The 13,897-nt window shown below is 61.8% G+C and carries 15 protein-coding genes; 5 read left to right on the forward strand and 10 right to left on the reverse strand.

Features of this window, described 5'->3' with window-relative positions:
• Positions 1-84 precede the first annotated feature (84 nt).
• The 3 genes from AC1DIN_RS28855 to AC1DIN_RS28865 all read left to right on the forward strand — a co-directional run bounded on the left by AC1DIN_RS28855 (position 85) and on the right by AC1DIN_RS28865 (position 2,378).
• A complete protein-coding gene (locus AC1DIN_RS28855; protein ID WP_476812232.1) occupies positions 85-900 on the forward strand; it encodes an alpha/beta fold hydrolase in 816 nt (271 codons plus the stop codon).
• Between the two features lie 341 nt (positions 901-1,241).
• Positions 1,242-1,922, forward strand: coding sequence for a YoaK family protein (locus AC1DIN_RS28860; RefSeq protein WP_476812233.1), 681 nt, complete (start codon positions 1,242-1,244; stop codon positions 1,920-1,922).
• A 60-nt stretch (positions 1,923-1,982) separates the two neighbouring features.
• Entirely contained in the window at positions 1,983-2,378 is a 396-nt protein-coding gene (locus AC1DIN_RS28865) for a DUF1622 domain-containing protein (protein WP_441473378.1), read from the forward strand.
• Positions 2,379-2,491: 113 nt separating this feature from the next.
• Here the strand turns inward: AC1DIN_RS28865 and AC1DIN_RS28870 are convergent, their stop codons facing one another.
• The gene (locus tag AC1DIN_RS28870) at positions 2,492-3,391 is read right to left on the reverse strand and encodes a LysR family transcriptional regulator (RefSeq protein WP_476812243.1); all 900 of its coding nucleotides are present in this window, start codon (positions 3,389-3,391) and stop codon (positions 2,492-2,494) included.
• A 131-nt stretch (positions 3,392-3,522) separates the two neighbouring features.
• On the opposite strand from AC1DIN_RS28870, the gene AC1DIN_RS28875 reads away from it, so the two are divergent.
• Positions 3,523-4,455, forward strand: coding sequence for a ring-cleaving dioxygenase (locus tag AC1DIN_RS28875; protein ID WP_476812234.1), 933 nt, complete (start codon positions 3,523-3,525; stop codon positions 4,453-4,455).
• 64 nt (positions 4,456-4,519) lie between these two features.
• Entirely contained in the window at positions 4,520-5,149 is a 630-nt protein-coding gene (locus AC1DIN_RS28880) for an alpha/beta hydrolase (RefSeq protein ID WP_476812235.1), read from the forward strand.
• Positions 5,150-5,368: 219 nt separating this feature from the next.
• Here AC1DIN_RS28880 and AC1DIN_RS28885 read toward each other — a convergent pair whose 3' ends face one another.
• The 9 genes from AC1DIN_RS28885 to AC1DIN_RS28925 form a co-directional block, all read right to left on the reverse strand.
• Positions 5,369-6,484 (reverse strand): patatin-like phospholipase family protein, encoded by a 1,116-nt coding sequence (locus AC1DIN_RS28885; protein ID WP_476812236.1) that lies wholly within the window; start codon positions 6,482-6,484, stop codon positions 5,369-5,371.
• 148 nt (positions 6,485-6,632) lie between these two features.
• A complete protein-coding gene (locus tag AC1DIN_RS28890; RefSeq protein WP_476812237.1) occupies positions 6,633-7,256 on the reverse strand; it encodes a hydrolase in 624 nt (207 codons plus the stop codon).
• 75 nt (positions 7,257-7,331) lie between these two features.
• On the reverse strand, positions 7,332-8,018 hold the full coding sequence (locus AC1DIN_RS28895; RefSeq protein WP_441473383.1) for a hydrolase: 687 nt from the start codon (positions 8,016-8,018) through the stop codon (positions 7,332-7,334).
• Positions 8,019-8,431: 413 nt separating this feature from the next.
• On the reverse strand, positions 8,432-9,550 hold the full coding sequence (locus AC1DIN_RS28900) for a low temperature requirement protein A (protein ID WP_476812238.1): 1,119 nt from the start codon (positions 9,548-9,550) through the stop codon (positions 8,432-8,434).
• Positions 9,551-9,648: 98 nt separating this feature from the next.
• Entirely contained in the window at positions 9,649-10,323 is a 675-nt protein-coding gene (locus tag AC1DIN_RS28905) for a YoaK family protein (RefSeq protein ID WP_476812239.1), read from the reverse strand.
• A 230-nt stretch (positions 10,324-10,553) separates the two neighbouring features.
• Positions 10,554-11,900, reverse strand: coding sequence for an alginate export family protein (locus AC1DIN_RS28910; RefSeq protein ID WP_476767377.1), 1,347 nt, complete (start codon positions 11,898-11,900; stop codon positions 10,554-10,556).
• On the reverse strand, positions 11,900-12,310 hold the full coding sequence (locus AC1DIN_RS28915; protein ID WP_441473387.1) for a DoxX family protein: 411 nt from the start codon (positions 12,308-12,310) through the stop codon (positions 11,900-11,902). The genes AC1DIN_RS28910 and AC1DIN_RS28915 overlap by 1 nt, the downstream gene beginning before the upstream one ends.
• Complete coding sequence (locus tag AC1DIN_RS28920) at positions 12,304-12,711, reverse strand: DoxX family protein (RefSeq protein WP_476812240.1); 408 nt, start codon at positions 12,709-12,711, stop codon at positions 12,304-12,306. Before AC1DIN_RS28920 ends, AC1DIN_RS28915 begins: the two co-directional genes overlap by 7 nt.
• A gap of 1 nt (position 12,712) precedes the next feature.
• Positions 12,713-13,897, reverse strand: a 1,185-nt coding sequence (locus AC1DIN_RS28925; protein ID WP_476812241.1) for an amidohydrolase family protein, incomplete at its 5' end; no start/stop codon positions are given.

Genomic DNA, 13,897 nt, shown 5'->3' on the forward strand with positions numbered 1-13,897 from the left:
AGACCGACAAGCCGCATCTCTGAACCCTGTCTAGCCTCAAAGAATTGCATCGGCACGAAGCGCCGCGCGACGGAGAGACTCGACATGACGACACTGGCGACAAAAGACGGCACGGAAATCTATTTCAAGGATTGGGGAACGGGTCGCCCCATCCTCTTCAGTCACGGATGGCCACTCAGCGCCGACATGTGGGACGACCAGATGCTCGCCGTCGCCTTGGCGGGTTATCGCGGGATCGCTTTCGACCGCCGGGGCTTCGGCAGGTCGAGCCAACCCTGGACCGGCTACGACTACGATACCATGGGCGATGACATCGCCGCCCTGATGGAAACGCTCGATCTGAAGGACGCCGTGCTGGTCGGCTTCTCAATGGGCGGCGGCGACATCGTGCGCTACATCGCTCGACACGGCGCAAGCCGCGTTTCCAAGCTCGTGCTGATCAGCGCGGTGACGCCGCTATTCATGAAGACGGCCGACCACGACGGCCCCGATAAGTCGCTATTCGACGGCATCAGAGCCGGGCTTTTGCAGGATCGACCGCAGTTCTTGGAGAACTTCAATCCACTTTTCTACGGAACCGAGCGCGGCCATAGTGTCTCGCCCGCCATATTCCGACTGACAGTACAAATCGGACTTCAGGCCTCGCTCAAGGCGACGATCGACTGCGTCACGGCATTTTCGGAAACGGACTTCCGGCCCGACATGGCGAAGATTGACGTGCCTACCCTCGTCATCCATGGCGGCGATGACATGGTGGTGCCGCTGGAGGCGACAGGCGCCCTAGCAGCCAAGATGATCAAAGGTGCGAAGCTCAAGGTCTATGAAGGCGCGCCTCATGCCACGACCGTGACACATAAAGACCGCCTCAACAGCGATCTTCTTTCCTTCATAGCAGAATAGCAGCCGCCGGCCGGAGCGCGGCCTGCGCCTCCGGCCGTTCCTGTCGCCTGGCATATCCTGACGATCTCGATCGACGACACGTCTTGGCGAAAATTCCAATACAGTCAGGACGGATTGCCTCTCTATGCAGGGATCACGCGCATTTAAATCGAACCTATTTCTGAAATTTTTGGAACGTATGCTTCATTCAACGGCGTATCAACGGAATAAAAAACGCTCAAAAATGTATAGTATCCCGCTGCGACCGGAAACAATTCTCGCCGGAGGAAACTATACGTCGCATTTAACGTCCATATCATGTCAAAAAATCTTCTAAAATCTGACTATAATCGAGATAAGCGATGAAATTTCCTTCTCTTCCCATTTTTCTGAGCTTAAACGGCGGCTACATCGATACGCTGGGTTTTCTTTCTCTTTCAGGTCTGTTCACTGCACACGTTACTGGAAACTTCGTAACCCTGGGCGCAACGGCTGCACTCGGCCTCAGCGGTGCCCTGTCTAAGGTTCTGGCCCTTCCCATGTTCTGCGTCGTCGTCTTCGTATCTCGCCTGATCTGCCTGAAACGTCAAAGTATGGGCCGCTCGCCTATCAAGCCGATGCTTGTGGTGAAGCTGGCCCTGCTGGCTGCCGTGGCAATTTACGCCCTCTCTCACGGGCCGTTTCAAGCGGACGGAAACGTCGTCACGCTTGTGGTTGGGCTCGCGCTTGTTTCGGCCATGGCAATTCAGAACGGACTTCACAGAGCGCATCTGCCCAAGGCATCTCCCTCAACATTGATGACGGGCACAACAACGCAGATCATGCTCGATCTCGCAGATCTTCTGGCTGGCTCGAAAGCCGAAGAGGTCGCCACCACCAAAGCGCGGGTCAAAAAAATGGCCGCGGCAGTAGTTACGTTCGCCTTGGGGTGCGGCTTCGGTGCGGCAGGTTACATGTTCGCACCGGCCGCTGCCTTCAGCCTGCCAGCTGTTCTCGCGGCAGTCGCCCTGTTCGCCAGCACAGCCGGCGCCGAAGCCAACTAATGCATCCTCTTCCAGGTCGCCTCGCCGATCCATTCCCTTTCAATCAGAAGGAACATAGCAGTGGATGTTGGTAGTGAATCTGGCGGCTTGGCAAATCTGATCGCACCAATTCTTAGTCCGCTCGCGACTGGTCTTGAATTCTTCGGTGTCGGCGTGATTCTTGCCGGCGTGGCGATCGCAACCGTCGTCTATATTCGTGATCTGATTCTTGCATCCAGTCATAACGCTTACGACAGGTATCGCGCTAATCTAGGGCGAGGAATCTTGCTCGGCCTGGAAATACTGATCGGTGCAGACATCATCGCCACGATCATATCTCCGCTTACCTGGGAGAGTGTTGGCCTTCTCGGGCTGATTGTCCTCATCAGGACATTTTTGAGCTTCTCCCTTGAAGCTGAGATAGAGGGACAATGGCCGTGGTCTCGAAACTCGAGGAAGAGAGCGAGGACGCAGTGACGTCGGGACGGCGCGTCCAGTAGGCCCAAACGGCCATCATATCCAGCGAGGCGTTCGAACGACGTTTAGGCTCGGCCTCCAAGAACAGAGCGAATTGGAACTCCAATAAGGGATCAAAGCGGGCGCGTCTGTGTCACGTAGATCTCGAAGAAATCGGAGAAGGTCGCGACGCGCAGCGGCAGGCGCTCATAGGGCGGGTAGAACAGCGTCAGCCAGAGCTCGCCCGGCGACCATGCCTCCAGGACCTGCACGAGACGACCCGAGGCCAGCGCATCGGCCACGATGAAGCGCGGCAGCAGCGCGATGCCCTCGCCGTTGACGGCGAGATCCGCCAGGAGGTCGCCGCTATCCGCCCGGAAGCGGCCGGCCGCCCGTATCGTGCCGCGCTTGTCGCCTTGCCTGAGTTCCCAACTTTCGCCGGCAGGGTCGGTGCCATAGGCCAGCAATTCGTGCTCGGCGAGATCCTCGGGGCTGCCTGGAACGCCGCGCGCTGAAAGATAGCCCGGCGMGGCGACCAGGAGACGCGGCACGGGACAGAGCTTGCGCCAGATCGTCGATTTATCCGTCGGCACGCCCGAGATGCGGATGGCGAGGTCGACGCTGCCGTCGAGGATGTCGACGAAGCTGTCGGTCAGGCTGAGCGCCACCCGGACGGAAGGGTGGACCAGCCCGAACTGCGTCAGCACCGACGGCAGCACCTTGAGCCCCAACGACAAAGGCGCGGCGACGCGCAGGGCGCCCGCGACCAGCCCCTGCGTCTCGCGCGTCTCCTGCGCCGCCTGTTCCAGCCCGGCGGTGAGCGGGCGCACGCGCTCGGCGTAGAGCGCGCCGGCTGCGGTCAGCGCCACCGTCCGCGTCGTGCGGATGAAGAGCTGCACGCCGAGCCGCGCCTCCAGCGCCGCGACGGCCCGCGTGGCTGCGCTCGGCGTCATCCCGAGAGCGGCCGCGGCGGCCGCGAAGCCGCGCTTCTCCGCCACCGCCAGGAAGACGCGGACCGCTTCAAGCTCGCCGATCAAGAGACCATTCCATTATCGCGATTTGAGCAATAATAAGCTGAGAAAAACGAGTATTCAAGCAACAGGCCACTGGGTCCATCTTCCTGCTCATACCGGACTGAACCGGCAAGGAATTTGGAGACAAAGCCATGCTCAAGCAGATCAAGGGTCTTCACCACGTCACCTCGATGGCGGCGGACGCCCAGACCAACAACAGCTTCTTCACGCACACGCTCGGCCTGCGCCGGGTCAAGAAGACCGTCAATTTCGACGCGCCGGACACCTATCACCTCTATTACGGCGACGAGATCGGCACGCCGGGCACGGTGATGACCTATTTCCCCTTCGCGCAGATCCCGCGGGGACGGCGCGGCACCGGCGAGGTCGGCGAGACCCAGTTCGCAGTCGCTCCCGAGGCGCTGGCCTATTGGAAGGAGCGCCTGGAGAAGGCCGGCGTCGGCGGCGTCAGTGAAACCGAGCTGTTCGGCGAGAAGCATCTTCGCTTTCAGGGTCCGGACGGCGACGGCTTTTCGCTGGTCGGCGTCGCCGGTGACATGCGTGCGCCCTTTGCCGGCGGGCCGGTCCCGGCCTCCGAAGGCGTCCACGGCTTTCGCGGCGTGACCCTGCGTCTGCAGGACGAGGGCGCGACCGGCGAATTGCTGAAGTTCATGAACTACGAGGTCGTCGACAAGCAGGGCGCAGTGACGCGCTATGCCGTGCCGGGCGGCAACGGGGCTGATATCGTCGATGTCGAGACGCTTCCGGGCGCCGACAGGGCGCGGCAGGGCGCGGGCTCGGTGCACCATGTCGCCTTCGCCGTGGACAACAAGGCCGCCCAGGCCGAGGTGCGCAAGGCCCTGATGGATACCGGCTACCAGGTCACCCCGCAGATCGACCGCGACTACTTCTGGGCGATCTATTTCCGGGCGCCCGGTGGCGTGCTCTTCGAGATCGCGACCAACGAGCCCGGCTTCGCCCGCGACGAGGACGCCGCCCATCTCGGCGAGGCGCTGAAGCTGCCGCAGCAGCACGCCCATCTGCGCGCCGAGATCGAGCGCATCCTGCCGCCGCTCAAGAACTGAGCCGACCAAGGAGACCCGCCGCCACTGCGGCGGGTCTGCCATCCATACTCGTAAGGAGGCCGCAATGAACACCCAGCCGACAACGCAGTCAGGCGCGAATGCCTATCACCATTTTGCCAAGCCGGCCGCGCCGGGTGCGCCGCTGGTCTTCGCCTTCCACGGCACGGGCGGCGACGAACGCCAGCTCTCCGTTCTCTTGGCGCAGATCCTGCCGGATGCCGGAATCGTCGCCCCGCGCGGCGATGTCTCCGAATATGGCTCCGCACGCTTCTTCCGCCGAACCGGCGAGGGCGTGTACGACATGCCCGATCTCGCCGTGCGGACGCAGAAGATGATCGGCTTCATCCGCGCCCATCGCGCCGCCAATCCCGGCAGCAAGGTCTATGGGATCGGCTATTCGAACGGAGCGAACATCCTCGCGTCCGTCCTCTTCGCCGCTCCCGAGCAGTTCGACCGGGCAGTGCTGATGCACCCACTGATCCCCTTCGAGCCCGCGCCGCAGCCGGGCCTGTCGTCGGTCGCGGCGCTGATCACCGCAGGGCGCCGGGATCCTATCTGCCCTGCCCCGCTGACGGAGCGGCTGGAAAGCTGGTTGGCCACCCAAGGCGCGGCGGTCGAGACGCTTTGGCACGAAGGCGGCCACGAGATGCGCGAGGCCGAGATCATGGCCGCTACGCGTTTCCTCTCGGCATAAGCGGTCGCCAGCCGCATCGCCCGCGAAGCGAAACAGGCGGCTCCAGCGGGCGGAAGCTTGCCCGAGCCGGCCTGCATGTCTCCCTGGCTGCGGCGCCGGGCGCCTGGGCTTATACCCGCGAGCTGCCGGAAGACCCGCGTGAAATGGCTCTGGTCACCTGAACGCGTCCTGGCGACGCTACGATTGGAATGCCCTACGACGGCTGCACCGGTAGTGGGGTCAATGAGTCGGTTCTGTCTGGATAGGCGTTAATGGTGGTTTTGTCCGCCAAGCTCCACGCGCGCCCTCCTCCCGCCCGGTCGCAAAGAGCTGCTGCATGTAGCTGCGATCGAAGTCCGATTTCGGCGTAGCAGTGAAACTGGTGGGGATGGCGGCATAGAACAGCTTCGCTCCTCCGGCCGCCGTTTGGAGGTGCAGCCTCACCAGGTCGGACACGGTCTGGTATTTGACGAGGGTTTCAATGGCGCGCTTGGCGATCCCGATCGCGCTTTCCTCGGTCGTTTCATATTGCGGTAATAGCCGGCCGTTCCGGATCAGATAGAGCGTCCGGGAACGAATTGCGCCAAACCGCCTCCGCTCGAACTGGTTCAAACCGATATCTGGGGGCGCGAAGAAAATCTGCGCCACCGTCCCGCCATCAACGTGCAATTCCTGCCGACGTTCACCGTCCACTTGCACGTCTATGCGGACCGGCGGAAACACAGCCGGAATCGCTGCCGAAGCAAGCAGGATTTCGACCATGCGTTCCCGCCGCTCTGGCTGGCCGCCTGCAGCGATGGCCGATAGATCCCATACCACAGGCCGCTGCGCATCAATGTTGGTCGTCTGAATTAGAAGYCGCCGCCCGAGGCGATATTGAACCGCGATATCCTCGATCATTTCGTCGGTAAGATAGCGGTCGATCAGCTTCCGCAATGGCGTGTTGTCGTAGAGGCCTCGCCCGAGTACGCCGAACACTCCAAGACTTGTGTAGATGTCGGCGTCGCCATACAGGGTGAAGACCTCCTGCAATGGCCCGTCATAACGAGATCCGAGGAAAGCAAAGGGCGCGGCCAGGGCCCCGGTGCTGACACCCGTGACGACCTCGAATTCCGGCCGATCCCCCCGCTCGGTCCATCCCGCCAGATACCCGGCTGCGAATGCCCCGTCTGCGCCTCCCCCTGAGATGGCGAGAAAATTGGCATGGCGCAACGCGCTGGGCGGGCGCTGGCCGGATCGAACCGCGCGATAGGTCTGCTCATACTGCCGTTCGATCACGGCGCGGATCTCTGGTGTGACCAAATCTCCCCAAAACCGCGCGAGATCCGCATGTTCGATGCGGGCGGATGAGGCCATCGAAGCCGGAACCGGAGCTCGGCTCGGACCACTGACGCAACCTGATGCCAGCACTGAGACAAGAAGCGTCGACGATAGCAAATGCGCCTGAAATCTGCTCGCTCGTAGCGATTGCATTGCACTCACCACAATGGCTTGAGATGGCTTGTCAGGCAGGCTTGATCATGTCGCGGGCATAGGCGAGACCGATGCCATAACCGCCGGCGAACTCCTCCACGATCGCGCGCGCACCATCATAGGTATCGTGACGAGTCCAATCGCGCTGTAACTCCAGCAGCACCTGGATCCAGCTCGTCATATGAATTCCGGCCGCCTGCATGCGACGCAACGCGAGTTCATGACTCTGAGGTGTCAAGCCTCCGCAGGCATCGCCAACCACGAAAACTTCGTAACCTTCTTCGGCGGCCGAGAGAGCTAGGAAGTTGACGCAAGCTTCGGTCAGCATGCCGGAGATCAGCAGCCGCTTGCGGCCCGTCGCCACGATGGCGTTACGAGCGGCGTCGTCCTCCCAGGCATTCATGTTGCGGCGGTCGATCGCGCTGACATCGGGGATAGCCCGCTGCAGGGCTGGCATCATCGGCCCGCTGTAGACTTTGGTCGCCGAGGTCGAGGCGACGATCGGCAGCCCGAAAACCTTCGCGGTCTTAGCCAGTGCCACGGCGTTGTTGAGCAGCACCTGACGGTCCTCCGAACCGACACCGAAGGCGAGCCCCGCCTGCTGGTCGACAAAGACGAGCGCGCAATTCTCCTTGTCGAGAAGCGACTTCACCATGATCCCGATCCTTTCGGCCGCATGAAGTATTGAGCCACTGCGGGCGCTCATGACGCGCCCGCAGTGGCAGAGCGATCAGTTCACCTTGGCGGCGTTCGGCCCGATGGTTTCGCCATGGGTGACGCGCTCCGGCGCGTTGTGAACCATGGTGTAAGCGTAGTCGACACCCATACCGTAGGCGCCGGAATGCTCCTTCACGATCGCCATCACGGCGTCATAGGTCTCGCGATGGGCCCAGTCGCGCTGCCATTCGAGCAGCACCTGCTGCCAGGTCACCGGGACGGCGCCGGCCTGCACCATGCGGTCCATCGCGTACTTGTGTGCATCGCTTGAGGTGCCGCCGGAGGCATCCGCCACCATGTAGATCTCGTAGCCGCCCTCAAGCATGGCGCAGAGCGCGAAGGTGGTGTTGCAGACCTCAGTCCAGAGACCAGCGACCACGACCTTCTTGCGGTTGTTGGCGGCGAGCGCGTCGCGGACATTCTGGTCATCCCAGGAGTTCATCGAAGAGCGCTCAAGGATCTTGTTCTCGGGAAACACCGCCAGCAGCTCGGGGTAAGTGTGGCCGGAGAAGCTGGTGGTCTCGACCGTGGTGATCGTGGTCGGAACGTTGAAGACCTTCGCCGCCTTGGCGAGGCCGACGACATTATTCTTCAGCACCTGCCGGTCGATCGACTGCACGCCGAACGCCATCTGCGGCTGCTGGTCGATGAAGATCATCTGGCAATTTTTTGGGGTGAGGACTTCCAGGTACTTGGACATGATTTCTCTCCAATGACGATCCGCCGATCAGGCTTCGGGGCTGCTGCCCTACCTCAAGCATGGCATCAGCATTATCTCCCGAGAAATGTTCTGCGGATTGTCGATCCGCGGCGCGGATTGACGATTTGCGCGTTGTCAGAAGGACGGCCGCACCCAGCCGGCTGCAAGGGAGTCGGAGACACCGCTGGCCTGCCGGATTCGAGCGCGGTCGAGATGGCCGAGATACCGCCTGCCGCGGCCGTGGTGCGCGGAACGGGCGCGATCGCCGGTCCGTAAAAGGCATCGGCCTTGGCCTGCTTCCGAAGCGGGTCCAGCCCACCGTCAGCTTCACTTTGGGCAGGAGCGTCAGTCAAATCGCGCGGCGAGCACTATTGGCCAATAGGCCACTCAATTATTAGTTGCATTGACTCACATCATGCCGACGCGTGATACAATTTTCCTCGCACCGTTACAGTTACTACTAGAATCGCTGCGATCAACTCCAACACATAGGAAGCAAACATGCTGCTTATTAGCACAAAAGCCGCTGTCACAAGCAGGAACCAATGCCTTGCCCCCTGCCMAGATAATCGATCGCGAACCAACCACAGCGCGGTCAAATACACGGCCACTGGGACGCTGATCGATAGAGCTGCTTCCGACTCGATAGCGGCTCCATTACCGGCAGCAAAAAAAGCCGAAAAGCCTGCCGCCGTCGCCGCGCCACCCGCGAAGAGGAAATAATGGCCGTAGGCCCAAGTAAAAACGACGATCGGCTCGCGGCCAATAAGCTGCTTATTGCGGTCGAAATAAAGCCCCCACATTGAAAAAGCGATGATGAAGCAAAGGCCTGCGAGTAAGAAATGCTTGAAGTCCGGCGCGCCTGAATCCGCAACAATCATTGAAATTGCTACAAAGCATTCGCCGAGAACAATGATATTGAACAGATTATACCGGTCGATGATGTGACCGTGGTGCCAGTTCGATGGCCTATTTCGCTCTGCAAATGCGGGGATAGCCAACTCCCCAACCGCCCCGAGTAAAAAAAGAGGCAGGTAGCTCGCTGCCTGTGGCAGCACAGCAAAGATCAGCACATGCCAATATAACTGCATGACAGCGATAGCGGCAGCATAGCGCAGCGCTGTTGGGCGCTCGTTTCGATCCCCGTTCGCCACACCCAACCAAAGGGCGATAAGGCCGAGCCTCATGATGGTGAAGCCAACCAGCTCCAGCCAGATAGGCTGACCGCCGTCATCGTTGTGAATACCTCCGGCCAGCGTGAACGAGCCGAATATGATGACCAGTGATAAAAAGCGAAACGCGGCCGATCTGTTGTCGTAACCTGACGCGAGCCAAGTGTAGTTCATCCAGGCGAGCCACGCCATGAAGAAGCTCGAAGCAAACTTAACCGCACCAAGCGCAAAACGATCTCTGTCTATGTCCTCCGTCAAGCCATGCGCGGCAGCGGCCAMTGCGACGACGGTTGCCAGATCGAACATCAGCTCAAGCGAAGTAGAGCCCCGATGGAGCTCGTCACGATCGCGCGCCGTCAATCGAAAGTAAGCTATCCGAGCCATGTCGGCCCCCCACCTCTGGTGAAGCCGCCAGTGCCGTTCTCAGCTCCAGAGAAACTCCGGATCACATCCATATGTCATCCGGACTTTTGCGTTGTCTGCGGAGAATAGAAGATGCCGATCAGAAGGAGCACGAGAGCCGGCAACGCCATGCCGGCCACACCAACCGTGATCTGAGCCAGGGCCCCAGCTGCGCAACCTGCCACAAAGCCGAGGACCAGGATGATCGACGTTAGCGATTGCCCCCGCTCCTCGGGCTTTTCGGCATAGCCAATGATGCGGCGGGCGATAGCGACAGCCAGTCCGGCGATATTGCCCGTCATCAGCGAAAACGGAGCGCCAAGGCCAGCATCTAGGCGTTGGATGGCGGTCAACATCCCCATCGCGAAGACGGCAAGAAGGGCACACGCGGACAGGGGACCCGCATCAAGGAACGCAAGAAGGGCGGACGTCGCAAATGCGACTGCCGACAGCATGAGGGTCCAAAAAGTCGCGCGCTCGATGGGTCCAATCCACGCGACCATAATCGCTGCCGCACCTGAGCCCAGCATGAAGAGAGGGAAGGTCATAAGTTGCAGGCCGCGCAGGCCGCCTTTCTCGTGACCAACGACGCCTAGCCCCAGGAGCACAACGTTGCCAGTAACCAGTCCAAMGAACAGGCCACCCAAGTGAATAAAAAACAGCGCGTCGGCAAACCCAGAGACAAACGAGAGCCCCATCGAATTGTGCTTGCTACGAAATATACCTATCATTGCAACATCTCCCAAAATCTACGTAAGATAATTGCCATCTCTTCTTGGACGATTAGACACTAAGCGGTAAGACGTGATGTCATCCTCGAAGAGGGCATTTTGTGGGTTTTCCACGCGGGCCGTCGCAAACAGATGCGCGGGAACCGGCGATCGCTAGGGCTTGACGACGCAGCCCGCCCTTTTCGCTGTCGAAAAGGGCGGGTACCATCTGCTCCTCTTTAGATTAAGGCTCAGAAGGACAGCGTCGCCCAGCCGGCCGCAAAGGAGCCGGAGACGCCGCCGGCCTGCCGGATTCGCTGACCGGGCTCGTAGGCCACATAAGTGCCACCAAGCGTGAGATGATCGGTTGGACTCCATTCGAGCGTGGTCGAGACTTGATGGCCGAGATACCGCCCGGCGCCGCCCGCGGTGCGCGGAACGGGCGTGATCGCCGGTCCGTAAAAGGCATCGGCCTTGGCCTGCTTCCAGAGCGGGTTCCAACCCACCGTTAGTTTCACTTTGGGCAGGAGCGTCAGGGTGATGTTCGGCTGGATGTCGATGAGGTTGGCCGGCGCCGTCAGATTGGCTTCGGAAAAATAGGGCAGCTTCGGGTAGAGCGGGTTGAAGGTGCCGAGCGTGCTGTCGTGCAAATTGCTATCGCCGCTGATCGTGTCGGCGTTGAAACCCAACCGCGGCGCGAAGAGCAGGTCTGCGAAGGTGTAGCCGAACTCGCCGGAAACGGTCCAGGCGCGGATGTCCGAGCGTCCGAAATGGCCGAACTGCCAGGCGGCCTCGACATTCCAGTCAAAGCCGTTCGCCTTGCCGAAGAGCCGGGTCCCGATCGTGTGGCGATGCTCGTCCGCCGTGCCTTGGGCAAAGCGGGCGTTCTGACGGTTCAAGCCGAGATAATAGAGATCGGCCTTGAGGGCGGGGATACCAGGCACCGGACTCGTGCCGTAGACGCCCCAGAAGGCCTGCCCAGGGTCAGACTTATCGTCGAAAATTCCGGTCAACGGCAATACTGGCCGCACCAGGAATGCATCGATGCGCGCCTCGGCCGAGGCTATCCAGGCAGCGCGGACGCCGTCGAAGGCCCGTCTGACGTTCGGGCTCTCGCGCACAGAGACTAGCCGTGAGGAACCAAAACTCATCTCTTGCCGCCCGCCGCGAAGCATGACGTTGCCGTTGGCCGTCGGCAATGTGAGTTCGCCGTAGCCCTGCAGCAGGTCGAGTCGGTCTAGCTGGGTCGCTGGCGGCGGTCCGTTCCAGATTGGCGCTTGCCCGCTGACGAACTCGACGAAGGTCTTCAGATAGGGCCCGAGCCGCAGATCGGCGGAAAGGAAGGAGCGGATCAGCAGGCCGTTATTGTGCTCCGGTACTGCCAGCCCGAAGACAGGGTGGCGTGAGAACTCGGCGCGGGCGCGAAGCTGTCCGCCGAGGCTGAGCGTGACGGCACCGTCCGATGTGAGCGGAATATTCTTGAGCCGGTCGTACTGGTCCTTTTCCAGCGGAGCGGCTGCGTTGTCGGCTTGCGCTGCCGCCCCCCCGGCTAGCGCGAGCCACCATCCGGCAGCGAGTGCAATCGCAGGCGGCCGCATCACGACCTCATGTCGTTATGCGCGACGAGGAGAAATCCTCCGACGAGGCCGAGATGTTCGAAGAAGCCGTTCATCGCCATCATCCGTGCCTGACCTGCCGGCATTTCCCAGAAGCGAAGTGCCATGAAGGTGGCGGCGAGCGTGAAGGCTGCGAGCGCGAGCGCCGCAAGCCAGCGCCAGCGGCCGAGTAGGATCAGCGCGCTCATCGCGAGTTCGAAGACGATCACGCCGACCGCGAAGAGCGGTGCAGGCGACAAACCGAAATGGTTCATCTCGGCAATGGCGCCCTCGAAATCGAGGATCTTGGTCACCGGCCCCTGGATATAGGCGGCACAAAGCAAGAGCAGTGCGCACCAGCGCAGCACCGAGGAACTACCTTCCGACGAACGCTCCAGACGCGACGTCACCATAATAATCTCCTGTTACGCATCAGCGCCAAGCGGCCGGCTCCGACGCCGGCAAGGATCAAGAATCCCCCGGCGAGACCGAGATTCTTCAGGAAGTGGATCGTCTGCATCTCGGCGGCGGCCGCGTCGGGCACGCCCCAGAAGGCGTGGAAAACGACGGCCGTTACGATGGTGTAGACGGCGAGCCCCAGGGCAGCGAGGCGCGGCAGCACACCGAGCGCCACCGMGGAGGCGCCGAGCACCTCTGCCGCCGCTGCGATCACAGCGAGGGCGAAGGGCGACGGAAAGCCCTTCGCCGCGATGACCGCCGCCGTGCCAGTGAGGTTGCCCCATTTGCCGAAGCCGCTGACCAGATAGAGCACGACGAGCATGAGGCGCCMGACCAGCAAGCCGACGTTGTTCACCTCACACCGCCCAGCAGGCGCACCCAAGCGCACCCCAGAAGCTCCTGAGGTCGGCGACCGGCAGCTTGCTGGACCAGGCGCCGGCATGGTCGTGGCCATGGACGTTGCAGGAACTGGCGCAGCCGCAGTTGGTCATGGCCGCCCGGCGCAGCGAGTTCTTGCCGGCGCCGTCAGGCTCGCCCCAGGCGGCATAGCCCTTGAAGGTGCGCACCGGCGACCAGTCCGGCATCGCCGGCGGCGGGGCGCTCTCGTCGGCGCTAGCGAAATCGCGCGCGCCATAGACCACCTTGCCACCGACGACGGTGAGATCCGCGCTAATGAAGGAGATCTCGTCCTCCGGGCAGGCGAAGAAGTCGCGATCCGGCACGATCAGGTCAGCGAATTGACCGACCGCGATCTGGCCCTTCTTGCCCTCCTCGTTCGAGAACCAGGTGACGTTCTCGGTCCACATCCTCAGCGCGGTCTCGCGGTCGAGGCAGTTGCGCTGCGGCGTGAGGCGCAGCCCCCCAACGGTCTTGCCGGTGACCATCCAGGAGAGCGAGACCCAGGGGTTGTAGGAGGCGACGCGGGTGGCGTCGGTGCCGGCCGAGGTCTTGACGCCCTTCTCCAGCATGCGTGCCACCGGCGGCGTCGCCTCGGCGGCGGCGGCGCCGTAGCGCTCGACGAAATACTCGCCCTGATAGGCCATGCGGTGCTGCACCGCGACGCCGCCGCCAAGCGCGGCGACGCGGTCGATCGAGCGCTCCGAGATCGTCTCGGCATGGTCGAAGAACCAGTTCAGCCCCTTCAGAGGGATATCTTTGTCGACCTTCTCGAAAACATCCAACGCGCGCGAGATCGTCTCGTCATAGGTGGCGTGCAGGCGCCAGGGCCAGCGGTTCTCGGCAAGGATGCGCACGACACCTTCGAGATCGCCCTCCATCTCCGGCGGCATGTCGGGCCGCGGCTCGCGGAAATCCTCGAAATCGGCGGCGGAGAAGACCAGCATCTCGCCGGCGCCGTTGTGCCGGAAATAATCGTTTCCCTGCTTGTACGTTGAGGTCTTCGTCCAGTTGAGGAAGTCGTCCTTCTCCTGCTTCGGCTTCTGCGTGAACAGGTTGTAGGCGAGGCGGATGGTGAGCTGGTTCTCGTCCGAGAGCTTCTGGATGACGGCGTAGTCGTCCGGGTAGTTCTGGAAGCCGCCGCC

It is taken from the genome of Allobosea sp. 05T438 (assembly GCF_056396025.1).

What these genes read in the sequence shown, in the direction of transcription:
- AC1DIN_RS28860 (WP_476812233.1), top strand. Translation starts at nt 1,242, where the DNA reads ATGAAATTTCCTTCTCTTCCCATTTTTCTGAGCTTAAACGGCGGCTAC.
- AC1DIN_RS28855 (WP_476812232.1), top strand. Translation starts at nt 85, where the DNA reads ATGACGACACTGGCGACAAAAGACGGCACGGAAATCTATTTCAAGGAT.
- AC1DIN_RS28895 (WP_441473383.1), bottom strand. Translation starts at nt 8,018, where the DNA reads ATGTCCAAGTACCTGGAAGTCCTCACCCCAAAAAATTGCCAGATGATC.
- AC1DIN_RS28880 (WP_476812235.1), top strand. Translation starts at nt 4,520, where the DNA reads ATGAACACCCAGCCGACAACGCAGTCAGGCGCGAATGCCTATCACCAT.
- AC1DIN_RS28915 (WP_441473387.1), bottom strand. Translation starts at nt 12,310, where the DNA reads ATGGTGACGTCGCGTCTGGAGCGTTCGTCGGAAGGTAGTTCCTCGGTG.
- AC1DIN_RS28890 (WP_476812237.1), bottom strand. Translation starts at nt 7,256, where the DNA reads ATGGTGAAGTCGCTTCTCGACAAGGAGAATTGCGCGCTCGTCTTTGTC.
- AC1DIN_RS28875 (WP_476812234.1), top strand. Translation starts at nt 3,523, where the DNA reads ATGCTCAAGCAGATCAAGGGTCTTCACCACGTCACCTCGATGGCGGCG.
- AC1DIN_RS28910 (WP_476767377.1), bottom strand. Translation starts at nt 11,900, where the DNA reads ATGCGGCCGCCTGCGATTGCACTCGCTGCCGGATGGTGGCTCGCGCTA.